Below are 24,534 nucleotides of genomic sequence, written 5' to 3'. Positions count from 1 at the left end.
CATTGGCAAAGTCAGGGAAAACGGGGCGCTTCGAAGCGCCCCGCAGCGGCCGTCAGACGGCGCCCGGATAGTTCGGGCTCTCGCGGGTAATCGTCACGTCGTGCGCATGGCTCTCGCGAAGGCCGGCGCCGGAGATGCGCACGAAGGTCGCGCGTTCCTGATAGTCCTTGATCGTCGCGCCACCGACATAGCCCATGGAGGCCTTGAGACCACCGGCGAGTTGATGCAGCACGCCCGCGACCGGTCCCTTGTAGGGGACCTGACCCTCGATGCCTTCCGGCACGAGCTTTAGCGTGTCGCGTACCTCCGCCTGGAAGTAGCGATCGGCCGAACCGCGCGCCATTGCGCCGACGGATCCCATGCCGCGATAGGCCTTGAAGGAACGGCCCTGATAAAGGAAGACTTCGCCCGGGCTTTCGTCCGTACCGGCGAGCAGCGAGCCGATCATGACAGCGGAGGCTCCGGCCGCGATGGCCTTCGCCATGTCACCGGAGAACTTGATGCCGCCGTCGGCAATCACCGGGATCCCGGACGCCTGCCCGGCCTCGACGGCCGCCATGATCGCCGCAAGCTGCGGCACGCCGACGCCGGCGACGATACGCGTCGTGCAGATGGAGCCGGGGCCGATACCGACCTTGACGGCATCGGCACCGGCGTCGATCAACGCCTTGGTGCCATCCGCAGTGGCCACGTTGCCCGCCATGATGCGAACCGAGTTCGTCAGCTTCTTGATCCGCCCCACGGCATCGAGCACACGCTGCGAATGGCCGTGCGCCGTGTCGACGACGATCAGGTCGACGCCGGCGTCGATCAGCCGCTCGGCGCGCTCGAAACCGTCGTCACCGACGCTGACGGCGGCGGCGGCCCGAAGCCGGCCCTGCGCGTCCTTCGACGCGTTGGGATTGAGCTGCGACTTCTCGATGTCCTTCACCGTGATCAGACCGACGCAGCGGCCGTCCGGATCCACCACCAGGAGCTTCTCGATCCGATGCTTGTGGAGGAGACGCTTGGCTTCCTGCTGGTCGACGCTCTCCTTGACCGTGATCAGGTTTTCCCGGGTCATCAGTTCGTAGATCTTCTGAGCCGGATCCGAAGCGAAACGCACGTCGCGATTGGTGAGGATACCGACGAGACGCCCCTGCTTCTGCCCGCCGGCGCCGCCGTTTTCAACGACCGGGATACCAGAGATGCCATGCACCTTCATCAGGCTCAGCGCGTCTGCGAGCGTCGCATCCGGACCGATCGTGACCGGGTTGACGACCATGCCGCTCTCGAACTTCTTCACCTGGCGAACCTCTTCGGCCTGTTCGGCCGGGGTCAGGTTGCGATGAATGACGCCGAGGCCGCCGGCCTGGGCCATGGCGATCGCCAGGCGGCCTTCGGTGACCGTATCCATTGCGGAGGACAGAATGGGGAGGTTGAGATCTATATCCTGCGCGATGCGGGTCGAGATATTCGTCTGGCCCGGCATGACCTCGGAATGTCCCGGCTGAAGCAGAACGTCGTCGAAGGTCAAAGCCTCCAGACCGGTTGCCGTTTCGATGATACGCGCCATGGCCAGTTCCTCTTCAATAAACGAAAATCCCCGGGGACCGTTAGCGATTTGTCCACCGGGTGACTTCAAAGCTTGTCTTGGAAGTTGGCGAGGGCTCGTAACACGGATATGTCGGAATGGGAATAGTCAAGGCCCGGAAATCTCCCGGGCCCTGAAAATTGTTGTTGCAGAGCAACATTCCTCCGCCGCTCAGATATCGAACTGGTAGGTCGCCGGCACGAAGCGGTAGCCAAGGTCGTTCCGTTCGACGAAACCGACCGCCGGGAACGGCATGTGATAGCCAATGAAGGGCAGGCGATCCGTGGCGATCATGTCGAAGACCCTGCGGCGCGCAGCGATTGCTTGCGCCTTGTCCATGTCGAAGCGAACCTCCCAATCGGGGCGCTGCAGCGACAGGACATAATGGTTGGCCGTGTCCGCCGTCAGCATCAGGGCCTTGTTGTCGGAATCGAGCCGGAACACCATGTGCCCCGGAGAATGGCCGAAAGCGGCGAGCGCCGTGATGCCCGGCACAACGTCTGCACCATCGCCGATGAAAGTGGTCTTTTCCGCAAGCGGAACGACCTTCTCGAGCACGGTCTTGTGGCCGTTTTCGGCCGGCGTGCCGACACGCGCCTCGTCCTTCCAGAAGTCGTACTCGACCTGCCCGGTGATGTAGCGCGCATTCGAAAACGTCGGCTTGCCGCCGGTCATGAGACCACCGATATGATCGCCATGCATGTGGGTGATCACCACCACCGAGACCTGGTCGGGCGTGTAGCCGGCGGCTTTCAGCCCATCGACAAGTCTACCGGTTCCCATTTCCCGGCCGGCCTCGCCAAAGCCGGTATCGAAAAGCACGACATCGGTTCCGGTGTCGACCACCGCCGGTGAGAACCCGTTCACGAAGCCATCGGCGGGCAGGAAGTTATCCGTCAGCAGCTTCGAAACCGCATCGGCCGGCTGATTGAGCCCGTAGATCTCGTGCGGTTTTCCCATCATGCGCGTGCCGTCGCTGATCACCGTGATCTTGGCGGTGCCGAGTTTGAGCGTTTTGAAAGTCGTGCCGTTCGTCATTCCGTGTGGTTCCGTCGCGTCTTGAGCGCTGGCGAACCCCGTCAACAAAGCCGGAGCCGCCAGCGCGCCCGCTGCTCCCGTTCCGAACAGAGTCCGGCGCGTCAGCGAAAATGCCATTTTCGTCCCTCCTCCACTGCAAGCAAGCCGTTATCACGGCAAGCCATGACAACCGGGAATTAGGGCCCTAAAGGAAAAGGACAGGCGGGATCACAGGCTTTTGATCTGCAATCGCAGGTTTGGTTTGCGCTTCGACGGCTTTCGTGTTTTTAGACGCCGAAAAGATTGCGGTAGCGTTTAGCCGACACGTGATTCCTGAAATCGACTCCGCTTTTTTGCGAACTATGCTATAGGCCATCACCGTCGCGCCGCCCGCGCCACTCACGCCCAGGGCATTTCAGCATGAATCGTATCGTTCCGTTGATCCTTGCCATAGCTCTCTTCATGGAGCAGATGGATTCCACGGTTATTTCGACTTCACTGCCCGCCATCGCCCACGACATCGGCGTCGGCCCGATCACCCTGAAACTGGCGCTGACATCCTACATGGTGGCGCTCGCTATCTTCATACCGTTGAGCGGCTGGATGGCCGACCGCTTTGGCGCCAAACGCATTTTTCGTACGGCTATCCTCGTCTTCATCGTCGGCTCGGTGCTTTGCGCCATCTCGAACAGCCTCATTGCTTTCGTCCTCTCGCGTTTCCTGCAGGGTATGGGCGGCGCAATGATGACGCCCGTCGCTCGCCTCGTTCTCGTCCGAGGCGCCCCGCGCAGCGAGCTCGTCTCGGCCATGGCGTTGCTGACCATTCCGGCACTCGTCGGACCGCTCGCCGGCCCACCGCTTGGCGGCTTCATCACCACCTATTTTTCCTGGCACTGGATCTTCCTGATCAACGTGCCGGTCGGCATTGCCGGCTACGTGCTTTCCGGCATCTATCTGCCCGCGATGGAACGGCGAAACCCGCCGCCGGTCGACATTCTCGGCTTCCTGCTTGGCGGCATCGCCGCCTCGGGCATCGTCTTCGGCCTGTCGGTCATCAGCCTGCCAGCGCTGCCGACATCGGTCGGCTTTGCATCCGTGTCGGCCGGCATCGCCGCCACACTCCTCTATATCGTCCATGCCCGCCGGCATCCGGCGCCGGTGCTCGATTTGAAGCTGTTCAGGAACAGCGCCTTCCGCGCGGCCACGATCGGCGGCACGATCTTCCGCATCTCGGTCGGCGCAATCCCGTTCCTGATGCCGCTGATGCTGCAGATCGGCTTCGGCCTCAATCCGTTCGAGTCCGGCCTCATCACCTTCGTCGGCGCGATTGGCGCCATCACCACCAAATTCCTCGCGCGCCGCGTTCTCGCCTTTGCCGGTTTCCGCACCACGCTGATCGTGGCGGCCGTCGTCGGCGGGTTGCTGACCTTCGCCAACGGCTTCTTCACGCCGGCGACGCCCTATCTGGTAATGATCTCGATCCTGCTGCTTGCGGGCTTCGCCCGGTCGTTCTTCTTCACCAGCATCAACGCTCTTTCCTTCGCCGATATCGACGACGCCGACGCCAGCAAGGCGACCTCGATGAGCGCCGTGCTGCAGCAGATCAGCCTTGCGCTTGGGGTTGCCGTCGCCGGTGCGATCCTTGAAGTCCAAACGTCGATCAGCGGCGGCCCCCTGGGTCTGGAGGACTTCCATATCGCGTTCATGATCATCGCCGGCGCCAATCTGCTGGGCGCCATCCCGTTCCTGACGATGGCGAAGAACGCCGGCGCTTCCGTTTCCGGTCACCGCCTGCAGATGCGCGAAGCCGAAACGACGGCCGGCAAATAAGGAAGGCCCTGTGGTGCCGCTCTATTCCGGCCGCTCGCACACGGCCGACAGCTTGTTGCCGTCCGGATCGCGGACGTAAGCCGCATAGAAATTCGGATGGAAGGGCCTCAGGCCGGGTGCGCCCTCGTCCGTTCCGCCATTGGCGAGTGCAGCGGCGTAGAAGGCATCGACCGCGGCGCGGCTTTCCGCCTCGAGCGCAACCATGGAACCGTTGCCGATCGTCGCCGCCATGCGGTTGAACGGCGTCACCACCCAGAGGCGGCAGCGGACATCGCTTTCGGCGCCATAGCCGATCTCGACTTCGTCCTGCTTCCGCCGTTCAAGACCAAGCGTCGCGAGCGTCTTGTCGTAAAAGGCGCCGGCGCGGTCGAGGTCGTTCGTGCCGAGCGTCACGTAAAGCAGCATGTTCTACTCCGTTGCAGCGTCTTCCGCCGGCTCCTCGGTCTCCGTCGCCCGCCGTCCCTTGAAGCCCTTGGCGAGCAGGAACATCTCGACCGACTCGGCGCGAGACGAGGCCGGCTTGACATGGATGACCTGCCGGAAATTCTGCTTCAGCATGTTCAGGAGCTCACGCTCCGTGCCGCCCTGGAAAGTCTTTGCCAGGAAGTGGCCGCCTTCGGCGAGCACATCGACGGCAAAATGAGCTGCGACCTCGCAAAGGTGCATCGTGCGCAGGTGATCAGTCTGGCGATGGCCGGTCGTCGGCGCCGCCATGTCGGAGATCACCAGGTCGGGCGTTCCACCGATCGCCTCTTTTAGCCTGTCGGGCGCCTCGGGGTCGAGAAAGTCCATCTGCAGGAAGCGGACACCGGGGATCGGGTCCATTTCAAGAAAGTCGATCGCGGCCACACGCGGGTCGGCATCGGTCGAATTCGTCACCTTGGCGGCGATCTGCGACCAGCTTCCGGGCGCGGCACCAAGGTCGATGATGCGCCTGGCGCCGGCAAGGATCTTGTGCTTCTCGTCGATTTCAAGAAGCTTGAAGGCCGCCCGGGCGCGATAGCCCTCGAGCTGTGCCCGCTGGACGTAGGGATCGTTGATATGGCGTTCCAGCCAGCGGCGCGAGGAGGCCTTGAGCTTGCCCTTCTTCACCTTCTGGCCGAGCTTACGGCCGCTGCGGTTGCCGCCGATCGGCGATTTCGTCATGCCTTGTTCCCCTCATGGGCTTTGTTCCCCTCGTGGGTCCTGTTCCCTTCGTGGGCCTTGCTTCCCTCGTGGTTCGCCGATCCGCCATTGAAGCTGCGCTGGTGCCGGCGCGGGCGGGCGCGGCGCCAGGCGCCGTCGTCAGCCATCATATCGGTCAACAGGCCTTCGCGCAGACCGCGATCGGCCACGCGCATGCGCGTCGACGGCCAGCGGCGGCGGATCGCCTCGAGGATCGCGCAGCCGGCAAGCACCAGATCGGCACGATCCGGCCCGATGCAGGGATTTGCGGCGCGAGCGGCGAAATCCCAGGAAAGCAGGCGGGATTGCATCGCCGAAACCTCGTCGTCGGACAGCCACAGCCCATCGACCTTGCGCCGGTCATAACGCGGCAGATCGAGATGGACACCGGCGAGCGTCGTTACCGTTCCCGATGTTCCGATCAGATGAAAGCCATCGCCGCCGTTCGCCAGAGCCTCGACCGGGGGGCTATCGAAGCGGGCGAGCATGCCCTCGACCTCGCGCACCATCGCCTCGAAGCTCTGCGGCGTCACATGCTCGCCGCCATGGCGTTCCGAAAGGGTGACGACCCCGACAGGGAGAGACGTCCAATGGGTGATATGGTTGGCCAGCCGGCTCGAGCGGTTGTCGCCAATGCGGATGATGGCGATCTCGGACGAGCCGCCGCCGATATCGAAGAGAACGACGGACCGCGTCTCGCGATCGACCAGCGACGAGCAGCCGGAAACCGCCAGCCGCGCCTCTGTCTCGCGATCGATGATCTCGAGCTCGAGCCCGGTTTCCTCCGCCACGCGCCTCAGAAAGGTTTCGCCATTGGCGGCCGACCGCGCCGCCTCCGTGGCGATCAGCCGGCGGCGGCGGATCGAACGGGCATTGAGTTTCGCGGCACAGATCTTGAGTGCCTCGACGGAGCGCTCCATCGCGTCGTCCGAAAGGCGCCCGCTCGCTCCCAACCCCTCGCCGAGCCGGACGATGCGCGAGAACGCATCGACCACCCGGAACTGGCCCGGCCGGGTCGGCTGTGCGACGAGAAGGCGGCAATTGTTGGTGCCGAGGTCAAGGGCCGCGTAAAGCGGTGCCGGCGGTTCGCCCGCCGCAACAAAGGGTGCGCGCAGATTTTCCGACCGCGGCGCCTGTATCGACTGCGAAGCCGAGGCGACCTCGGCACGGCGTGGATCGCCCGACCGCTCGCTCGCATGCGGTTTGCCGTTCGACGCAAGTGGCCGCCCCTGCAGCCCACGGCGATGCCGCTCCTTCTTGCCGCGCTTATGACCCTTCTTGTCGGTGATCGCCGCATCGAAAAGCTCGACGCTTCCGCCGGAAACGGCGGCTGCAACCTGGCCCTGCGGTTTCGCTGCTTTCGAGCGCCGGCGCCGTTTGCGCTTTCGCGCAGGCTCCGCCACATCCATTCCTGCGGGGCGCCCTGCCTCTCCGGCCTGGCCGGATTGGCTGGCAACTGCAGACGGCGAGCCGGACGGCCTGCGCCGCCTCCGCTTGCCCTTTCCGCCGCGCGGCACGACCTTGCGCGCCTCGCCACGACCTGCTGCCGACGCCCCGGATTCAGACGGCTTTTCGCCGTGATCGGGGTCTTTCACGTGTCTCAACCATGGCGCCGCGCGAAGCCTGACGGCCGCTCAAGGCGCTCTCTCGATTTTGCGTTGGCGCGACTGTACCAGCGCCGCCTCTTTTCGCCAAACTTTTTTTGACGTCGCGGCTGCCGGGTGTTTTGTTAAACCGAAATCGATTTAAGCAGAAAAAGCCGCAGCGACTCCGCGCGCTACAGCGTCCTTGAACGCGTGATAAGACGTGCGCCCCTGTCGGCCGCAAACCGAGCCCGCTCCGAGTCTTGCGGGGTACAGGTCACCACCAGGTTCCCGGCCTTCCGCGCCCTGCCCGGCCCTTGCGCGTGGAAAAGAGTGGCTGGCCACAGGCCAGTCGCATTTTTTTGCCAAAAGGTATTTGCATCGGGCGTTCTTTTGTTTATAAGCCCGCCACACCGACGCGGCGGCGACGCTCCGCCAGCGAGCCTTGGGGAATAGGTTAACGGTAGACCAGCGGACTCTGACTCCGTTAGTCCTGGTTCGAATCCAGGTTCCCCAGCCAATCTCCAAGATCACCGTTTAGCGACAATCTGCAACTTACAACGCAGCTTGCGGCATTTCGTGACAGCGCAGCTACTCCGCCGACCTGAACTGCAGCGTAAACACATTCCCGGCGATCTCGTCGGCGAGTGCTTTCGAAAATTCCAGCGGCATGCAGCCCTGCAGCGCATCGGTCGCCGCCGCCACGAAGGCTTTGCGCTGCGTTTCATCTCCGGTGACACGGATCGCGGTCGGTTGCGGGGGGCCCATCAGCGTTCCGTTGCCCTTGAAGCCGAATTTCAAGGTGACGAAGGAGTCCTTGAATTCTGGCGGCGGGGCCCAGCATTTGCCGAGAGCGTCGCCCACATCCTCGACGGTCTGCAAGGGCTCCGCCCACGACGCACCTGTCGCGGTGGCGAGGAATGCGCCCGCCAGAACCCACACGGCAACGACTCTCATTTCCAACCCACCTCGAACGAACCGGTAATTCAGCCGGTTCGAGATTGCGCTTAACTGTACCCTGACGCAAGCGGCCCGGTGCCTTCGACAATATGGCGAATGTTTTCGCGGAGCGGAGCGGACATGATCTCCTGGCGTCATGGAGATCGAGAAAACGCGCACCGTCGACACCGCCTTTGCATGCAGCGCCCGCGCGGCGGTGTGAGCTTTTCGCAGTTAAAGCACGTATCTTTAAAGCACGTTTGCAAGGCAAATTGTAGCTGGCGCCGCCTGCAACGGAACCTAGCAAGATCTGGAACGTTTCAATATTTTACCGTGGCTCTAACCGGCCGTGGCGATGTCGCGACTATACTTGCGATGGTGAGGAGTCACTCTTTAAGGCGTCGTCGATTTAGGGAGCCACGTGCCGGTAGTTGCTTGGCGAGCGGCCGCCGATCCAGAAAGGACGTGAATACGATGAATCAGCATGAAGAATTGAAGGACAAGCCGCTCATTGATCCTGTGACGGGTCAGCCGACGACCCGGGATCCCGAGATGCGCGGCAAATTGTCGGGCCGCAGCAGTTGGCCCTTGCTGATCATTCTGTTGGCGGGGTTGGTGCTGGCGCTGATCGCCTGGCTACCCGCAGAATTGAGCAGGAACACAGACGAGGCGACGCCGCCGCCGGCAACCTCGGACCAGTCGACGCCGCCGGCAAGCCCGGCACCACAGCCGCAGACTACACCGGCACAGCCGGCACAACCGGCGCAATAAGCCTCGGCCAAGAACTGTAAAAAACGGGGAGCACCAGTTCTCCCCGTTCCGGCTATCGAATTGGACGATGAACGAAAATTTCGATTGCAGCGCCGCGCATTTACCAGACGTGCAAAGGACGCTGTAGGATTTTGCTACATGTTTGTCCTTGATCGGCCACGATTTAAGGAAACATGCAGTAGGCTTCGCTGCTCATGGAACAGATCCTCGCCGATATCCTTGCTCCAACGCAGATTCCCTATCCGGTCATATTCGCGCGCTTCTGCGGCGCTATCCTCTTCGGGGCCTTGATCGGCATCGAGCGGGAACAACGGCAGCGGCCGGCCGGTCTCCGGACACACATTCTCGTCAGCCTCGCCTCCTCGATTTTCGCCGTGATCGCGGTGGAAAGCGTGCATATGACGAGCCTTTCGGGACCAGCGGTGCGGATTGATCCGATCAGGGTCGTGGAGGCCGTCACCGCTGGCGTGGCCTTTCTCGCGGCCGGCTTGATCGTTTTTTCAAGGGGCGAGGTCAAAGGGTTAACCACAGGAGCCGGGATGTGGCTCGCTGGCGCGGTGGGGCTGTCCGTCGGCTTTGGCTTCTGGCTTATCGCCGCGTTCGCCGCCTGTGCAAGCCTCGCGGTGCTTTTCATCCTCTGGCGGCTGGAGGTCGCTCTCCATTGGAAGCCGCCGGAATCGTCCGAAGGTGGGGCGGACGAACGCGCCGCCGCCCCTCGGGACGCCGCCGCCGTTTCGAAGGAACGCTAGATCATTTCATTGTTTCATTGAAATAGTGAAATGATCTGACCCTTTGAAACTACGCAATTCCGGACGGAAAACCGTTACACACTTTTCCTGGAATTGCTCGGATCATGAACGCGACGGACCCTAGCGCATCGTGCTTTCCGAAAATCGGAATCGATTTTCGGAAAGCACGATGCATAGATTCAAAGACTTACAGCGTCCTTTGTGCGTCCTGAAGGACGCACGGCGCTGTAATGGTTGAGACAACCCTTTTGGGCCTCTGACGAGAACCCATGGCAAACTCTTCCTGGAATTGCTCTAACGGCCGGGAAAAGCAGATGGAACTTCCGGATCGGAACGGCCTCGAATGGCGGCTTGGCCCGCACGCGGATTCTTCCGTATGGCAGGCCCCCTCTGTCGATGTGTCTGCAGCATGGCGACCGCCCGGCGGGCATCTTCGGGCGTTTGGAATACTTGGCCGTCCAGCGGCCACACACTGTATTTGACAGCGACAAAACGCAATTGTCCGTTGTCAGGTATCAGTGCGCCGACCGCCTCGCCGGCGAATTCTATCGTCTGCTTGCTCATAGGTGTGAAACTCCTTCCCGACGGCTCGCGGAGCGCCGGGCAATTTTCGCTGGGCGGCCACCAGCGAACCGAACCCTCGCCTTCAGCCACCCGCGAAACATCTGAGCGGCCGTTTGGTTCCACAGCGCGACAACAAACGGCAGCGCGACGCCGCCGGGGGGAATTCATCGCCCTAGGGTTAAAACTCAATCAGCCTATTGATGGCGTTTGATTTTCATGATTCTATTCCGAAATAGCGGAGGTGAGGCATGGGAAGCGAATTCTGGCTAAGTGATCAGCAATGGTCCGTGATCGAACCGCTGCTGCCGAAGAACCGGCCCGGTGCGCGCCGGGTCGATGACCGCCGCGTCATCAGCGGCATTGTCCATGTGTTGCGTGTCGGCTGCCGTTGGCAGGATTGCCCGGCCGTCTATGGCCCGCCAACCACGATTTACAACCGCTTTCATCGCTGGGCCGGCCGCGGCCTGTGGCAGAAGCTGTTTTCGGCCCTGGTCGCGGCCAGTCCATGCGATATGCAGATGATCGACAGTACCACCGCGAAGGTCCATCGCTCCGCCGCTGGTGGAAAAGGGGGGCGCAGACGCAGGCGATTGGTCGCTCCCGCGGCGGCCGGACGACGAAAATCCACGCCGTCGTAGACGGGCGCGGCCGGCCGCTCGGCCTGCAGATCTCGCCGGGGCAGATGGGCGATGTGCGCGCCGCCGTGCCGTTACTCCAGCACCTGCCACCCGCCTATTTCCTCGCCGCCGACACCGCTTACGACAGCGATGCCCTGCGCCAGTATCTGACCGCACGCGGCACCATTCCGGTCATTCCCAACAACCCGACCAGAAAGCGCCGCCATCCCTTCGATGCAACGGCCTATCGCCAGCGCAACGTCATCGAGCGGATGTTCTGCCGTCTCAAGGATTGGCGGCGGATCGCCACCCGCTACGACAAGCTCGCCACAAACTTCCAGGCTGCCGTCCACATCGCCGCTATCATCATCTGGTGGACCAATTGAGTCTGGAGCCTAATGGATGTCGCCCAAAAAGTGCGCAGAGGTTTTTGGACAACGACATGCCTCAAAGACCTAACGCGCGTCGCATGAGGCCGTTTGAATGCGATGCGCTTTAGGCGAGAAAGCGCTCGGGGCGATAGGGAGCGATGTCGATCACGGTCTTTTCGCCGGTCATCGCTTCGGCCAGCGCCCGGCCGGTGACCGGGCCGAGCGTCATGCCGTGGTGCGCATGGCCGAAGGCGAACCAGAGGCCCTCGTGCCGCGGTGCCTTGCCTATGATCGGCATCATATCGGGCGTGCAGGGCCGCGCCCCCATCCAGGGCTCCTCGTCGCGCCGTTCGGCCAGCGGGAAGAACTCGCGCGCGACCCTTTCGGCCCTGGTCAACTGCACGGGCGTTTTCGGCGCGTCGCGCAGGGCGAATTCTGCGCCCGTCGTCAAGCGGATCCCGCGCAGCATCGGCGCCAGGAAGTAGCCCTTTTCGGCGTCGAGCACCCAGTTATTGAGCGTTGCCCCTTCCTGGGCGCCATAATGCATATGGTAGCCGCGTTTGACCGCGAGCGGAAAATGATAGCCGAGCTTACGCGTCACCGTATCCGCCCAAGGACCGAGCGCCACCACCACCTCGCGGGTTTCGAGCGGACCTTCCGGTGTCGCGACCCGCCAGCCGGCGCCCTCCAGAATGTGCTCCAACGTCGCGGCGTCGCCCGAGACGAGCCGGCCGCCGAGCGATTGGAAATAGGTAAGATAGGCCTTGTTGAGGCTGTGCGGATCGCGGATCGACCAGGGGTCGGTCCAGCGCAGCCCGCCGGCGAGCTCGACGCGGATGGATGGTTCGATGGTCTTGAGTTCGCTTGTCGACAGCTTCTGGTGGTTGACGCCAAAACCGGCGGAGAGTTTTTCCGCGTCCTTGTAGGCGGCGTCGCGCTCCTTTTCCGTGCGAAACACCTTCATCCAACCGTCCTTGCGGATGAGGTCCCCGGCACCGGAGGCCTCGATCAGGTCCTGGTGCTCGGCGATCGAGTTTTCGATCAGCGGCGCATAGAGATGCGCGATCCTCTGGTGTTGGGTGAAGCCGGAGTGCCACCAATAGCGCGCCAGAAAGGGCACCAGCCCCGGCAGCGCGCGAAAATGATAGCTAGCGTCGATGGTGTTGTTCAGCGCATAGCGGAAGAGCGCACCGAAATCATGCGGAAAGCCGTAGGGAAAGACGCCTTCGCGCTGGATAAGGCCGGCGTTACCATAGGAGGTCTCTTCTCCGGGACCGCGCCGATCGAGAAGCACCACCGATTTCCCGCGTCGTGCCAGGTGGATGGCGGCGGAAATGCCGACAATGCCGGCGCCCAGAACCACTACGTCAGTCTTCATGCCAGTGCCCCGCTTACTCGCCCAGAAATCCGCCGCAGGCGCCTGAGGCTGGCTGCAGCAGTCGCGCCGCTACTTTTTCAACTTGCTCATGATCTGCTCCAGGGAACCGAGGAGCACGGCCGAAACGACAAAAGCCAGATGCATGATCGTCGCCCACATCAGCTTCTCGCTCGTGAACTGCTGGGCATTGAGGAAGATCTGCAAAAGATGGATCGACGAGATCGCCACGATTGAGGAGGCGACCTTGATCTTCAGGCTGCCGGAATCGAGCTTGCCCAGGAAGGAGACCTCGCCCTCACCCTCGTCGAAGCGGCTGACGAAATTTTCGTATCCGGAAATCATCACCATGACGATCAGGCTCGCGACGAGCGCGGCGTCGATCAACCCAAGCATTGCCAATATCATCTGGGCATCGTCGTAGACGAAGACCAGACCTGCAACCTTCAGGAACTTGTAGATGAAGGAAATGCCGTAGAGGGCAAGAGCTGCAACCAGCCCGAGATAAAAGACGACCAGTAGCCATCGGCTCGAAAGGATTATGCGCTCGACGATGAGTTCCAAGGACTTCATGAGATTGTTCTGTTCCTACCAATGGGCGGGTACCCGCATGAATAGCCAAGCGCATTGGCCAGGGCAAGGGAACAGAAGATTGCTCACAATGGAAAGGGCGAAGCATGTTGCTTCACCCTTTTTCACCATTCAGCTCCTCGGATTTGTCGCATCAGGTTCTACGCATCAGCCCGGCAATGAGCGAAATCACCAAGAATACGAGGAACAGGAAGAACAAGACCTGAGCAATGCCTGCCGAAGCGCCGGCAATACCACCAAAGCCGAGAATGCCGGCGATGATGGCTACAATCAGAAAGACGAGAGCATAGTAGAGCATCTATTATCTCCATGTCTGCGTTAGTCATTTTGAAACGCATAGCTGTTCGCCTTTGTTCCGGATTCCATGTCTTCTATCGAGGCAACGCCGAAAAGCTTTTGGCGGAAACGAAAACCTTTCGTTAACCAAGGAACGAGAAATGGTTCAAAAACGGCAAATGGCAACAAAATTCGCCAGGAACCTTCGATAGGCCTTGGCGTTGTCCCGGTAACGAAAGCTCTTGGGAACGCAATGAAGATTCCGTCGCGACATATATGGAAATCCGTGACCGAGGTCGCCCGGCACAATGCAGCGGTGCGCAGCCATAATTTGCATATCGGCAGGACGATGCGCGATCTTCACATCCATACGGAAGAGAAAAGCAACAAGCGTCTCCAGGCTCTTCTTGACGCACTGGAAAAAGCAGAACGCAATAGCCACGGATGAATGAGTGACGCGTCATCGCAAGATGCGCGTCACCTCCGCCGGGAGATTTCGTCAACCCGTCAACGGCAGCCCGTCAATGGCGCGATGCCCACTCGTCGATCTGACGCTCGGCCTCTTCCTTGGCAATTCCGTAACGCGCCTGAATGCGCCCGGCGAGTTCCTTCCGATTGCCGTTGATGACGTCGAGATCGTCGTTGGTGAGCTTTCCCCATTGCCCCTGGGCTTTGCCCTTGAATTCGGTCCACCGGCCTTCGATGATGTCCCAGTTCATGAATACGCTCCTTTCGATCTTCGATGCGGAAAGTCACTCGTCGGACGAAGGACGGACACGGCCCGCAACCGTAAAGGCTCTTCCTCGGGCGTCACGGTCACCTCAAGTTTCCTCGCGGGTGTGATCGTCCACTCGATTACTGCACTCTCGACGATGAGCGCAGGATCGACCTCGGCGCACTTGCCATATGCTGTCCTGAAAACCTTGCCGATCTCCTCCATCGCGGGAGGAAGCAGGGCGTGGCATTCCTCGACGGTTTCGAAGGCGACCACCGGCGATGGCACCTCCCGGCACGCCGTTGTTTCCTGCATGCAGCCAACGAGAACCATGATGGCGGCAACATGTTCCATTTCCGCGCTCCTTGGACGCCGACACGCAGAACAAACGGCAAAAGCCCGTTGCAGGTTCCATGGCTCCGCCGGGGCTTCTTGCTCGGCATCAATGTCGAAGACGCAGCAACCATCACGCGCGTCAGCACCGGAACTGCGGAACAAAAAGGCGGCAATCCGCGTTTGCGCAACATTGACGAGCGTCGCAGCAGCGGCGATATTCACGGAGACAGGAATGAGAGGGCCGACAGCGCTGGGTGCGACCAGCCCCAAGACAGCGGAAACGCTCGGTGATCGCCGGCATCGCGAAAGGTCAGGACGAGAGCCCTACTCATGACGTCTTCCACGACGGTCGCTGTGTCCGGTCGTACGACACGGCTTGCTATTCCCGCAGTTCAGTAACCAACCTTGGATAGGAACGCACCATGAAGAAGATCCTTCTCGTCGCAAGCCTGATCCTTCCCCTTGCTGCCTGCACGGCAACGGAGAAAGGTACTGCAATCGGCGCAGCATCCGGCGGTATCATCGGTGGCGCCATAACGAATGATGTTCGGGGAGCCGCTGTCGGCGCCGCCGTCGGCGGTGTTGCCGGCGCCCTCATTGGCCGTGCGAACGAGCCCGGTTATTGTTACTATCGCGACCGCTACGGCCGCCGCTATACCGCGCGTTGCTGATTGGGATAGGCCTCTGCATGTTTCCTGAACCGCAGCCGATTCAAGAATAAAGACATGCAGCAATTCAAAGTGTTACGGCGTCGCTTGTGCCTCTGATAAGGCGCGAGACCCGGCCGCCCATGGAGCAATTGCCGCCGGGTCGCCACCACAAGCCGCGCCTGTCGTGATGTGCCGTGCGAAGCCCCAACGGAACGGCGGAGATCAGCGCGGCAACTGTGCGCTCTCGGCCGCGTCAAGACGCTCGAGCAACTCAATGAACTGATGCGGAATCGGTTCGTTTTCCAAGGCTTGGTAAAGCGCCCTCAATTTCGAGGCGATCTGCGTGCTCGGATCCGCCATCAAAGGACGCCTGGCGGCAGCGCGCTGCGCCTTGCGCCGGCCGGAAGGCTCATTCATTTTCCGCTTCCGCGCGCCAAAGGCCTGGTCCCCTGCTCCGGCCGTTCCTGTCCCATATGCCCGTCATCCGCTTACTCTAGGCTTTCCATAATCCGAAAGACGTGCTCAAAACATTGTCGTATCTTGCTGCACGCCCATTGTCCGCAAGACCGGGACCATACCGGCACAATAGTTTAGGAAAACCTAAATGTCACTTTCCACCAGGATTGCGCCACACCTTCCCTATCTGCGACGGTTTGCTCGCGCCGTCACAGGCTCGCAAGCTGCGGGCGACGCCTATGTTGCTGCTGTTCTCGAGGCGCTGATCGAGGATATCAGCCTCTTTCCAACCACCCCCAACGATCGAATCAGCCTCTATAAGCTGTTCTGCACCCTGTTCGACACGCTGGAAATCGATCGCACGCAATTGGCGTCCCCCTTCGCCTGGGAGCGCAAGGCCGCGGCCAATCTGTCGCTGATCGCACCGGCGCCGCGCCAGGCGTTCCTGCTGATCGCCGTCGAAGGCTTTTCGACGAGCGAGGCGGCCGAAATTATGAATCTCGAACCAGGTGCATTCGCCACTCTTCTCGCCGGGGCGTCACAGGAGATTTCGCGTCAGGTGGCGACGGAGGTCATGATTATCGAAGACGAACCGCTGATCGCAATGGATATCGAGGACATGGTGACAAGCCTCGGCCATCGCGTCACCGGGATCGCACGAACCTATCGCGAGGCGCTCGAACTCTATCGGACGACATCGCCGAAGATGGTGCTTGCCGATATCCACCTCGCCGACGGCAGTTCCGGTATTGACGCCGTCAACGATATCCTGGCGGAAACCACCGTGCCGGTGATCTTCATCACGGCCTTCCCCGAGCGGCTCCTGACGGGCAAGAAGCCGGAGCCGGCTTTTCTTGTAACGAAGCCCTTCAATCCGGAAATGGTGAAAGCACTGATCAGCCAGGCCCTGTTCTTCGACGAACAGGCGCGCACCGGGCGCCCGTAAACTACTGCATGTTTCCTTAAATCGCAGCCGATTTGAGGGTAAACATCCGGCAATTCAAAGCGCTACAGCGATCTTTGAACGTCGGAAAGACGCGCCGTGCTGCAGCGGTATGCACCGCCAGCTATCGGTATCGGGTCCGACGTCACTCCGGCAACTGCCGGTCCGGAGGCGCCTCGCGCACCTGGTCGAATATGGTCATGGCGATCAGCGACAGGGGTAGCGCCAGGAGCGCGCCGACGGCACCCCACATCCAGGTCCAGAAAATGATCGCGACGAAGATCAGAAACGGATTGACCTCGAAGCGGTGCCCGAGGATCGCCGGCACGACGAGATTTTCCATGAGCAGATGCACGAGAAAGAAGGCGACAGCGGGCGCAATCCCCAGAAGCAGCGTGTCATGCGTCATCAATCCGCCAACGAGCAGCGATAGCGTCATGAAGGTCACGCCCAGATAGGGAATGAAACTCGACACGAAGGCAAACAGCCCCCACAACGGTGCCATGGTCAATCCGCCGACAAGCGCGATCACCATCGTCATCACGCCGAGCGCCAGATAGATGAGGCTCGCCGTCGAAAAATACTGGGCGAGTGCATCCTCGGTCGCGTTCATGATCCGGATCGCGTTCAAGCGATGCTCTCTTCTCGCAAAGGCAAGGATGATGGTGCAACGTAGCTGAAGGCGGCCTAGAAGGAAAAGGATAAGGGCGGCCAGAAAAATCAGTGTCTGGACGAGTGCCGGCGTCAAGCCTGCTGCAACGGTTCCGAGCACCGGACCAGCGTTTTTTACGAGGGTGTCGGCAAGTGCGTTCTGGTCGGCATTGCGTATCAGCGCCATTCTTAACCAAGTGAACCGCTCGATGAACGGCAATATGCGATCCATGACGCCCTCGGCCAGCCGAGGCGCCTCACGCGCCACATCGGTGATCGGGCCGAGAAGTGCATTCACCAACGACGACAGCCCGAACACGAAGAGAAACGCTAGCAGAAGCCCGCCGAAGATCGGAGGCAGGCCGAATCTCTCCAATTCGTCGGCCGCCCTGCCCAGCACGATGCCAACGACAATCGCCAGCGTGATCGGCATCAGGATCGCTTCCATGGAATAGACTGCCGCCGAAGAGGCGATGATGAAGAGGCCGACCGTGCTTAGCGCGACCGCAGGCTCAATGCCGTTGCGCTTTGGGATAGCGCCTGTCGATGATGAAGCCAGGGCGATTTCCTTGTCCACGCGGCGCTTCCGTTTGCGCTCGGCGATATGCCTCGCTGTTTCCATCGGCGTCCTTCTTTTCTGCTGCGGTTCACAACGTCGGCAATGCCATAGATCAGACCGCGAATCCGGAACGATCCGCCCTCGCCCCACGCCCGCGCATCCGCCTTTCGCCCAAGGCGTCGCTCAGTGCTGTTCGGGCGGAAATATGTGGAGCGTCAGGGAGAGCAGGCCCAATCCCAGAACGATCAATAGCAGCGTGCGCGCTACTTCATCCGTGGTCTCCGGCATGAGGCCGAAACCGATCACGATCCCGGCCAGCGCCAAGACGAAAAACCGTGGCAGCCAGTAGAGCATTGGTCATTCCTTCCATTACGGAACGACCGATAAACGTCCGAACGAGTGCTTGGTTCCTACTGCATGCGTCCTTTAATCGCAGCCGATCTAAGGATAAAAAAGGCGCAGAAATTCAAAGCGCTACAGCGTCCCTTGCCCGTCCGAAAAGATCCACGGCGCTGCAGGGGCGAAGAGTGCTCGGGGCTGAAGCAAGACGCCGCCATACCTCAGGGCACGACGGCGCGCTTCAATTCAGCCAAAATCTCAAAAACGGAAGAATTATGCCGCAGCAGTGACGATGACTTCGACGAGGTATTCGGGCGTTGCGAGCTTGGCTTCGCCAGTGGCACGGGCGGGCGTGTGGCCCTGCGGGGCCCAGGCATCCCAAACCGAATTCATCTTGGCGAAGTCGGCCATGTCTGCGAGCCAGATCGTTGCCGAAAGGATGCGCGTCTTGTCCGTGCCCGCGAGGGCGAGAAGACGATCGACTTCGGCAAGTGCCTGCTTCGTCTGGGTGACGACGTCGTCACCGGCGTTGCCGACCTGGCCGGCCAGGTAAACCGTGTTGTTGTAGACCACAGCCTGGCTCATCCGCGGGCCGGTTTCAAAGCGCTTGATTTCCATTGTCGTCATCCTGAAAAGATTTGCGGGAGTGAGGATCTATCCCAGATTTCTCCGAAGGGAAACCGTGTCGGCGGACTATACCCGATGAAAAGGACGCGGCCGCGAACGCATGGTCAGCGGCCGCGTCAGGCTCAATCCAAGGGATGGAAGCAGGCGAAGCGATGAGCCTCGGGGCCAAGCTCCGGGGTCTCCGAGCGGCATTTTTCCGTCGCGCGCCAGCAACGCGGATTGAAATGACAGCCGGACGGAGGCTTCAGCGGCGAAGGAAGCTCGCCCTGCAACTGGATGCGCTGACGCTTGCCTTCCGGATTGGCGACCGGCGTAGCCGAAAGAAGGGCGGCCGTGTAGGGATGCTTGGGATTGGCGAAGACCTCCTCGGCGCTTCCCGTCTCGACCGGACGGCCGAGATACATCACCATCACCTCGTCGGCGATGTGGCGTACGACGGAGAGGCCGTGCGAGATGAAAAGGTAGGCGAGCCCCATTTCCCGCTGAAGATCCATCAGCAGGTTGAGCACCTGAGCCTGGATGGAGAGGTCGAGAGCGGAGACCGGCTCGTCGAGGACCAGCACCTTCGGCCTGAGCATCAGCGCGCGTGCGATGGCGATGCGCTGGCGCTGGCCGCCTGAGAACATGTGCGGATAGCGATCGTAATGCTCGGGCCGGAGGCCCACCTTCGTCATCATCTCCTCAACCTTGCGGCGCCGGGTCTTGGCATCGTCGGAGGTGTTGATCTTCAGCGGCTCTTCCAGGATCGCACCGACCTTCTGCCGCGGATTGAGCGAACCGTAAGGGTTCTGGAAGACAATCTGCACGAGGCTGCGCAACGACCGGTCGCCGACACGGGCCGGCTTGCCGTCGATCAGCAGTTCGCCCCCGCTCGGGTCCTCGATCATCGTCACGAGGCGCGCGAGCGTGGACTTGCCGCAGCCGGATTCGCCCACGACGGCAAGCGTCTTGCCGGAATGCAGGCTGAAGGTCACGCCGTTCAGGGCGCGCACGGTCGCGGACGGTTTGAAGGCGCCGCGAGACACGGAATAAAAACGGGAGAGATCGTTTCCCTGCAAGACCGGTTCGCTCATCGCGCTGCCTCCCCTGCATGTTCGTTGGATTTCACAGGATGGCCACGCGGCACGCCATTGAAGAGCGGGTAGTTGCAGAGCACGCTGCCGAGCTCGGGGCCATGCCGTTCGACGGTGCGCGAACAAAGTTCGGTGGCGTAGGAACAGCGCGGCGAGAAAAGACAGCCCGCCGGCCGGTCATGCTGGCCCGGAACGACGCCCGGGATCGACGGCAGGCGGCCGCCGATCGTCGCGCGTTCGGGCAGCGATGACAGCAGCGCTGCCGTATAGGGGTGGTGCGGATCGCGGAAGAGGTCCGCGACAGGCTGCTCCTCGACCTTCTGTCCGGCATACTGTACCTGCACCCGCTCGGCCGTTTCGGCCACGACACCCATGTCATGGGTGATCAGCACGAGCGCCATGTCGTTTTCCTTTTGCAGGCGTACGAGCAGATCGAGGATCTGGGCCTGGATGGTCACGTCGAGCGCCGTCGTCGGTTCGTCGGCAATCAGGAGCTTCGGATTGCAGGCAAGCGCCATGGCGATCATCACGCGCTGGCTCATGCCGCCCGACATCTGATGCGGGAAATTCGACAGCCGCTCCTCGGGCGCCGGGATGCCGACGAGTTTCAGGAGCTCGATGGAACGCTTGCGGCGTTCCGCCCGGTTGAGCCCCATATGGATGCGCAGCGTCTCGCCGAGCTGAAAGCCGACGGTGAAGCACGGATTGAGGCTCGACATCGGCTCCTGGAAGATCATGGCGATGTCCTTGCCGATAATCTTGCGCCGCTGCTTGGGCGTCAGTGACAACAGGTCGCGTCCATCAAACACCAGCCGATCGGCGGTGATCTTCGCCGTCCACGGCAACAGGCCCATCATGGCCAGCATGGAGACCGATTTGCCGGAGCCGGACTCGCCGACGATCGATAGGATTTCTCCCTTGTCGCAGGTCAGCGAAACGCGATCGACGGCGCGGAACAGGCCGGACGAGGTTTCGAACTCGACGGTGAGGTTCTGAATATCGAGAAGGGGCATCATGACCTCTTCAGTTTGGGATCAAGCGCATCGCGCAGACCGTCGCCCATCAGATTGATGGCAAGCACGGTGATGAGAATGGCGAGGCCGGGGAAGGTCACGACCCACCAGGCGCGCTGAATGAATTCGCGTGCTTCGGCGAGCATCGTACCCCATTCCGGCGTCGGCGGCTGGGCACCCATGCCGAGGAAGCCGAGCGCGGCGGCGTCGAGGATCGCCGCCGAAAAGGCAAGCGTCGCCTGCACGATAAGCGGCGCCAGACAGTTCGGCAAGATCGTCAGGAACATCAGCCGCAGCGTGCCAGCGCCGGCGACCTGCGAGCCGATCACATATTCCTTGGTGCGTTCGGTCATCACCGATGCCCGCGTCAGGCGCACGAAATGCGGTTGGTTGACGAGCGAAATCGCGATCATCGCGTTCAACAGGCCTGGACCGAGAACAGCCACCAGCACGAGCGCCAGCAGCAGCGACGGAAAGGCCAGGATGATGTCCATGATGCGCATGATGAACGTGTCGACCCTGCCGCGGAAATAACCTGCAACAAGGCCGATGAGAACGCCCGAGATCACCGACAGGGTAACGACGACGAGACCGATGAACAGCGAGAAGCGCGCGCCATAGATCAGGCGGGAAAGAATGTCTCGCCCCACCGCGTCGGTTCCGAGGAGGTGGCCGGCTGTTCCGCCCTCCTGCCAGACCGGCGGCAGGAGCAGCAGTTCGCGGTTCTGGATGCTCGGATTGTGCGGTGCCACGAACGGCGCGAACACGGCCAGGAAAAGGATGATCAGGAAGATCATCAGGCCGATGACGGCACCCTTGTTGCGCGAGAAGTAGAACCAGAACTCGGAAAGGCCGGAAGGCGGCGCAGACGTTTTTACCTCGACGGCGGATTTTGTTTCGATAGCAGCCATGGCCCGCCTCCTATCGCCGGATACGCGGATTGACGAGCCCGTAGAGCAGGTCAACAATCAGATTGACGATCATGATGACACCGGCGATCAGCATCAGCCCGCCCTGGACGACGGCGTAATCGCGCTTGAAGACCGAATCCACCATCCACTTGCCGATGCCCGGCCAGGAGAAAATGGTCTCGGTCAGAATTGCTCCGGCAAGGAGAACACCGACCTGGAGACCGATCGTGGTGATAACCGGGATCATGGCGTTGCGGAGCGCGTGGATACCGATGATGCGGAACGGCGAGAGCCCCTTCGAACGGGCGGTGCGCACGAAATCCTCACCGAGAACCTCGAGCATCGCCGAACGGGTCTGTCGCGCGATCACGGCGAGCGGAATCGTCGCGAGCACGATCGTCGGCAGGATGAGATAGGTGAGCGCCGACTTGAAAGCCCCGGACTCACCGGAAAGCAAGCTGTCGATCAGCATGAAGCCGGTGACCGACGGGAAGAAATACATCAGCGAAATACGGCCCGAGACCGGCGTCCAGCCGAGATAGCCGGAGAAGAAGATGATGAGCAGCAGGCCCCACCAGAAGATCGGCATGGAATAGCCGACGAGCGCCACGCCCATAATGCTTTGATCGAGCCAGGTACCGCGCTTGACCGCAGCAAGCACGCCCGCCGGTATGCCCAGACAGACGGCAACAATGATGGCACAGAGAGAAAGCTCGAGCGTTGCCGGGAAGAGATTGAGGAAGTCGTCGATCACCGGCCTCTTTGTCACGATCGAACTGCCGAAATCACCGGTAACGAGGCCGCCGAGATAGTCCAGATACTGGACGACGATCGGTCGGTCGAGGCCAAGCTGATGCATGAGCTCGGTATGCCGCTCCGGTGACATGACCCGTTCACCGGACATCAACATGACGGGATCGCCGGGCAACAGGCGGATGAAGGAGAAGGCGATGATCGATACCCCGATGAAGGTGGGGATCAGCACCGCGAGGCGTCCAAAGATGAAGCGCAACATGGGCGATTAGTCCAATTTTGAAACCGGCGGCCCGAATCTCTTCGAGCCGCCGGCAAATCGCAGCCGCGTTGGCGGCATGCATTCGATTGTTCTAAAATTACTCGGCGATATCCACGCCGTCAAAGCGGTGGTAACCGAGCGGATCGTGCACGAAGCCGGTTACCTTCTTGCTCATCGGAATTGCGACGAGCGAGTGGTCGAGCGTGTTCCAGGGAGCTTCACGCTTGAAGACCACCTGAGCCTCTTCGTAGAGCTTCGTACGCTCGGCGACGTCGGAGGTTACCTTTGCCTTGTTGACGAGGTCGTCGAACTCCTTGTTGCACCACTGAGCGCGGTTGTTGCCGCCAACAGCAGCGCAACCGAGCAGGGTGTGCAGGAAGTTGTCCGGGTCGCCGTTGTCGCCGGTCCAGCCGAGGATGACGGCACCGTCACGAGCCTTGTCGGACGAGAGCTTGAGATATTCGGCCCATTCGTAGGACACGATCTCGACGTCAACGCCGATCTTGGCCAGGTCCGCCTGAATGAGTTCGGCGGCGCGGCGCGCGTTCAGCATGTAGGGACGAGCAACGGGCATCGCCCAGAGCTTCATCTTGAGACCGGAAACGCCGGCAGCCTCGAGCATCTTCTTGGCGCCTTCCGGATCGTATTTGTCGTCCTCGACAGCCTTGTTGTAGGACCACATCGTCGGCGGGATCGGGTTCTTGGCAACCGTTGCCGCTTCCTGGAAGACCGACTCGACGATCGCGTCCTTATTGACGGCCATGTTCAGGGCCTTGCGCACTTCGGGCTTGTCGAACGGAGCGACCAGGGTGTTATAGGCGACGTAGGCGACGTTCAGGCCTTCCTGTTCCGAGACGTTGAGGTTTGAATCAGCCTTGAGCCCCTCGACATCGGCCGCGTTCGGATACGGCATGATGTGGCATTCGCCGGCCTTCAGCTTCTGAGCGCGCACGGCTGCATCAGGCGTGATGGCGAAGACCAGATCGTCGATCGGCTGCTTGCCCGCCCAATAGTCCGGGTTTGCCTTGTAGCGGATCGCAGCATCCGTCTGGTAGGCGACGAAGCTGAACGGACCGGTACCGAGCGGCTGCTGGTTCATCAGTTCCATCTTGCCGTCGGCCTGAAGCTTATCGGCATATTCCTTCGACAGGATCGACGCGAAATCCATCGCCAGGTCGGCCATGAACGGCGCTTCCGGTTTATTGAGAACGAACTTGACCGTCAGATCGTCGACTTTCTCGATCGACTTCAAAAGGTCGGGGAAGCCCATGCCGGCCAGATATTCCCATGACGCACCGGCGACATACTTGTTCCACGGGTTGTCGGTCTTGTACTGGCGCTCGAACGAGTAGATGACGTCATCTGCGTTGAGATCGCGGGTCGGGGTGAAAAACTCGGTGGTCTGGAACTTTACGCCCGGACGCAGCTTGAACGTATATTCAGTGCCATCGGCGGAAATCTCCCAGCTTTCGGCGAGGCCCGGCTCGATCTCGGTGCTGCCGTGCTTGAATTCGACGAGGCGGTTGTACACCGTACGCGAAGACGCATCGAAGGTCGTGCCGGCCGTGTAGAGACCCGGGTCGAACCCCTCGGGCGAGCCTTCGGAGCAATAGACCAGGGTCTTCGACCAGGCGGAGCCGGCCATCAGCGTGGCAAGCGCCGTCGCTGCGAAGAGAGTAGTGAGCTTTTTCATGAGCTTGCTTCCCAGATTTGTTTTTTGTTCTCGTATTTGCCTGACGCGGACATTTACACCCGGTCAAGGGCGGATGGAACGACATTTGGCGTCGCAATGCAATAAGTCACTGCAGAAATTTGTCTATGCGAAA

Annotated in this window: 27 protein-coding genes, 1 tRNA gene and 1 pseudogene; 8 read left to right on the top strand and 21 right to left on the bottom strand. The window is 61.2% G+C overall.

Features of this window, described 5'->3' with window-relative positions; translation table 11 throughout:
- Window positions 1-52 precede the first annotated feature (52 nt).
- Window positions 53-1,555 carry an IMP dehydrogenase gene (guaB, locus tag FKV68_RS04135; protein ID WP_180940265.1) on the bottom strand — a complete coding sequence of 501 codons (1,503 nt, stop codon included), beginning with the start codon at window positions 1,553-1,555 and terminating at the stop codon, window positions 53-55.
- A gap of 189 nt (window positions 1,556-1,744) precedes the next feature.
- The gene (locus FKV68_RS04130; protein ID WP_180940264.1) at window positions 1,745-2,728 is read right to left on the bottom strand and encodes an MBL fold metallo-hydrolase; all 984 of its coding nucleotides are present in this window, start codon (window positions 2,726-2,728) and stop codon (window positions 1,745-1,747) included.
- Window positions 2,729-3,010: 282 nt separating this feature from the next.
- Between FKV68_RS04130 and FKV68_RS04125 the strand changes: the two genes are divergently transcribed.
- Window positions 3,011-4,420, top strand: coding sequence for a DHA2 family efflux MFS transporter permease subunit (locus FKV68_RS04125; RefSeq protein ID WP_180940263.1), 1,410 nt, complete (start codon window positions 3,011-3,013; stop codon window positions 4,418-4,420).
- Between the two features lie 21 nt (window positions 4,421-4,441).
- On the opposite strand, the gene FKV68_RS04120 is transcribed toward FKV68_RS04125, so the two are convergent.
- From FKV68_RS04120 to FKV68_RS04110, 3 genes are read right to left on the bottom strand one after another with little or no spacing between them, the layout of a single operon-like run.
- Window positions 4,442-4,825: a VOC family protein gene (locus FKV68_RS04120; RefSeq protein WP_180940262.1), complete on the bottom strand. Its 384-nt coding sequence runs from the start codon at window positions 4,823-4,825 to the stop codon at window positions 4,442-4,444.
- Between the two features lie 3 nt (window positions 4,826-4,828).
- Window positions 4,829-5,566 carry an RlmE family RNA methyltransferase gene (locus FKV68_RS04115; protein WP_180940261.1) on the bottom strand — a complete coding sequence of 246 codons (738 nt, stop codon included), beginning with the start codon at window positions 5,564-5,566 and terminating at the stop codon, window positions 4,829-4,831.
- Window positions 5,563-7,179, bottom strand: a complete 1,617-nt coding sequence (locus tag FKV68_RS04110) for a Ppx/GppA phosphatase family protein (protein WP_180940260.1) — start codon at window positions 7,177-7,179, stop codon at window positions 5,563-5,565. The genes FKV68_RS04115 and FKV68_RS04110 overlap by 4 nt, the downstream gene beginning before the upstream one ends.
- Window positions 7,180-7,613: 434 nt before the next feature.
- Here FKV68_RS04110 and FKV68_RS04105 point away from each other — a divergent pair.
- Window positions 7,614-7,687: transfer RNA gene (locus FKV68_RS04105), tRNA-Gln, on the top strand.
- Window positions 7,688-7,758: 71 nt separating this feature from the next.
- Here FKV68_RS04105 and FKV68_RS04100 read toward each other — a convergent pair.
- The gene (locus tag FKV68_RS04100) at window positions 7,759-8,124 is read right to left on the bottom strand and encodes a hypothetical protein (protein ID WP_245181267.1); all 366 of its coding nucleotides are present in this window, start codon (window positions 8,122-8,124) and stop codon (window positions 7,759-7,761) included.
- Window positions 8,125-8,580: 456 nt separating this feature from the next.
- On the opposite strand from FKV68_RS04100, the gene FKV68_RS04095 reads away from it, so the two are divergent.
- Both FKV68_RS04095 and FKV68_RS04090 read left to right on the top strand, forming a co-directional pair.
- Window positions 8,581-8,877: a hypothetical protein gene (locus tag FKV68_RS04095; protein WP_180940259.1), complete on the top strand. Its 297-nt coding sequence runs from the start codon at window positions 8,581-8,583 to the stop codon at window positions 8,875-8,877.
- Between the two features lie 194 nt (window positions 8,878-9,071).
- On the top strand, window positions 9,072-9,626 hold the full coding sequence (locus tag FKV68_RS04090; protein WP_180940258.1) for an MgtC/SapB family protein: 555 nt from the start codon (window positions 9,072-9,074) through the stop codon (window positions 9,624-9,626).
- A gap of 294 nt (window positions 9,627-9,920) precedes the next feature.
- Here FKV68_RS04090 and FKV68_RS04085 read toward each other — a convergent pair whose 3' ends face one another.
- Window positions 9,921-10,190, bottom strand: coding sequence for a hypothetical protein (locus tag FKV68_RS04085; RefSeq protein WP_180941592.1), 270 nt, complete (start codon window positions 10,188-10,190; stop codon window positions 9,921-9,923).
- A 248-nt stretch (window positions 10,191-10,438) separates the two neighbouring features.
- Between FKV68_RS04085 and FKV68_RS04080 the strand changes: the two are divergent.
- A pseudogene (locus tag FKV68_RS04080) lies at window positions 10,439-11,193 on the top strand (IS5 family transposase).
- Between the two features lie 109 nt (window positions 11,194-11,302).
- On the opposite strand, the gene FKV68_RS04075 reads toward FKV68_RS04080, so the two are convergent.
- The 3 genes from FKV68_RS04075 to FKV68_RS04065 form a co-directional block, all read right to left on the bottom strand.
- A complete protein-coding gene (locus FKV68_RS04075; protein WP_180940257.1) occupies window positions 11,303-12,556 on the bottom strand; it encodes an NAD(P)/FAD-dependent oxidoreductase in 1,254 nt (417 codons plus the stop codon).
- A gap of 69 nt (window positions 12,557-12,625) precedes the next feature.
- Complete coding sequence (locus tag FKV68_RS04070) at window positions 12,626-13,126, bottom strand: TIGR00645 family protein (protein WP_180940256.1); 501 nt, start codon at window positions 13,124-13,126, stop codon at window positions 12,626-12,628.
- Window positions 13,127-13,277: 151 nt separating this feature from the next.
- On the bottom strand, window positions 13,278-13,442 hold the full coding sequence (locus tag FKV68_RS04065; RefSeq protein ID WP_153438296.1) for a DUF1328 domain-containing protein: 165 nt from the start codon (window positions 13,440-13,442) through the stop codon (window positions 13,278-13,280).
- Window positions 13,443-13,508: 66 nt separating this feature from the next.
- On the opposite strand from FKV68_RS04065, the gene FKV68_RS32975 reads away from it, so the two are divergent.
- Window positions 13,509-13,868: a hypothetical protein gene (locus FKV68_RS32975; protein ID WP_245181702.1), complete on the top strand. Its 360-nt coding sequence runs from the start codon at window positions 13,509-13,511 to the stop codon at window positions 13,866-13,868.
- A 73-nt stretch (window positions 13,869-13,941) separates the two neighbouring features.
- On the opposite strand, the gene FKV68_RS04055 is transcribed toward FKV68_RS32975, so the two are convergent.
- Together FKV68_RS04055 and FKV68_RS04050 are read right to left on the bottom strand one after the other, a co-directional pair.
- Complete coding sequence (locus FKV68_RS04055) at window positions 13,942-14,139, bottom strand: CsbD family protein (RefSeq protein WP_180940255.1); 198 nt, start codon at window positions 14,137-14,139, stop codon at window positions 13,942-13,944.
- A complete protein-coding gene (locus FKV68_RS04050; protein WP_180940254.1) occupies window positions 14,136-14,489 on the bottom strand; it encodes a hypothetical protein in 354 nt (117 codons plus the stop codon). Before FKV68_RS04050 ends, FKV68_RS04055 begins: the two co-directional genes overlap by 4 nt.
- A 404-nt stretch (window positions 14,490-14,893) precedes the next feature.
- On the opposite strand from FKV68_RS04050, the gene FKV68_RS04045 reads away from it, so the two are divergent.
- Window positions 14,894-15,142 (top strand): glycine zipper domain-containing protein, encoded by a 249-nt coding sequence (locus tag FKV68_RS04045; RefSeq protein WP_180940253.1) that lies wholly within the window; start codon window positions 14,894-14,896, stop codon window positions 15,140-15,142.
- Window positions 15,143-15,343: 201 nt separating this feature from the next.
- Here the strand turns inward: FKV68_RS04045 and FKV68_RS04040 are convergent, their stop codons facing one another.
- Window positions 15,344-15,538: a NepR family anti-sigma factor gene (locus tag FKV68_RS04040; protein ID WP_425347618.1), complete on the bottom strand. Its 195-nt coding sequence runs from the start codon at window positions 15,536-15,538 to the stop codon at window positions 15,344-15,346.
- A 187-nt stretch (window positions 15,539-15,725) separates the two neighbouring features.
- Here FKV68_RS04040 and FKV68_RS04035 point away from each other — a divergent pair, with 187 nt between their 5' ends.
- Window positions 15,726-16,523 carry a response regulator gene (locus FKV68_RS04035; protein ID WP_180940252.1) on the top strand — a complete coding sequence of 266 codons (798 nt, stop codon included), beginning with the start codon at window positions 15,726-15,728 and terminating at the stop codon, window positions 16,521-16,523.
- Between the two features lie 142 nt (window positions 16,524-16,665).
- Here the strand turns inward: FKV68_RS04035 and FKV68_RS04030 are convergent, their stop codons facing one another.
- From FKV68_RS04030 to FKV68_RS03995, 8 genes are all read right to left on the bottom strand, one after another.
- Window positions 16,666-17,793 (bottom strand): AI-2E family transporter, encoded by a 1,128-nt coding sequence (locus tag FKV68_RS04030; RefSeq protein WP_180940251.1) that lies wholly within the window; start codon window positions 17,791-17,793, stop codon window positions 16,666-16,668.
- A 120-nt stretch (window positions 17,794-17,913) separates the two neighbouring features.
- A complete protein-coding gene (locus FKV68_RS04025; protein ID WP_180940250.1) occupies window positions 17,914-18,084 on the bottom strand; it encodes a hypothetical protein in 171 nt (56 codons plus the stop codon).
- A gap of 258 nt (window positions 18,085-18,342) precedes the next feature.
- Window positions 18,343-18,687, bottom strand: a complete 345-nt coding sequence (locus FKV68_RS04020) for a RidA family protein (RefSeq protein ID WP_180940249.1) — start codon at window positions 18,685-18,687, stop codon at window positions 18,343-18,345.
- A 131-nt stretch (window positions 18,688-18,818) separates the two neighbouring features.
- Window positions 18,819-19,769 carry a peptide ABC transporter ATP-binding protein gene (locus tag FKV68_RS04015; RefSeq protein WP_180940248.1) on the bottom strand — a complete coding sequence of 317 codons (951 nt, stop codon included), beginning with the start codon at window positions 19,767-19,769 and terminating at the stop codon, window positions 18,819-18,821.
- Window positions 19,766-20,782 (bottom strand): ABC transporter ATP-binding protein, encoded by a 1,017-nt coding sequence (locus FKV68_RS04010; protein WP_180940247.1) that lies wholly within the window; start codon window positions 20,780-20,782, stop codon window positions 19,766-19,768. The genes FKV68_RS04015 and FKV68_RS04010 overlap by 4 nt, the downstream gene beginning before the upstream one ends.
- Complete coding sequence (locus FKV68_RS04005; protein WP_180940246.1) at window positions 20,782-21,693, bottom strand: ABC transporter permease subunit; 912 nt, start codon at window positions 21,691-21,693, stop codon at window positions 20,782-20,784. The genes FKV68_RS04010 and FKV68_RS04005 overlap by 1 nt, the downstream gene beginning before the upstream one ends.
- A 10-nt stretch (window positions 21,694-21,703) precedes the next feature.
- Window positions 21,704-22,708 (bottom strand): ABC transporter permease subunit, encoded by a 1,005-nt coding sequence (locus FKV68_RS04000; protein WP_180940245.1) that lies wholly within the window; start codon window positions 22,706-22,708, stop codon window positions 21,704-21,706.
- 97 nt (window positions 22,709-22,805) lie between these two features.
- Complete coding sequence (locus tag FKV68_RS03995) at window positions 22,806-24,401, bottom strand: ABC transporter substrate-binding protein (RefSeq protein ID WP_180940244.1); 1,596 nt, start codon at window positions 24,399-24,401, stop codon at window positions 22,806-22,808.
- Window positions 24,402-24,534 lie beyond the last annotated feature (133 nt).

Origin of the sequence: Sinorhizobium mexicanum, from assembly GCF_013488225.1 — a bacterium.
GTDB lineage: Bacteria > Pseudomonadota > Alphaproteobacteria > Rhizobiales > Rhizobiaceae > Sinorhizobium > Sinorhizobium mexicanum.
Note: the sequence above shows the minus strand (reverse complement) of the source record. Positions and strands in the feature narration are given on the sequence as shown.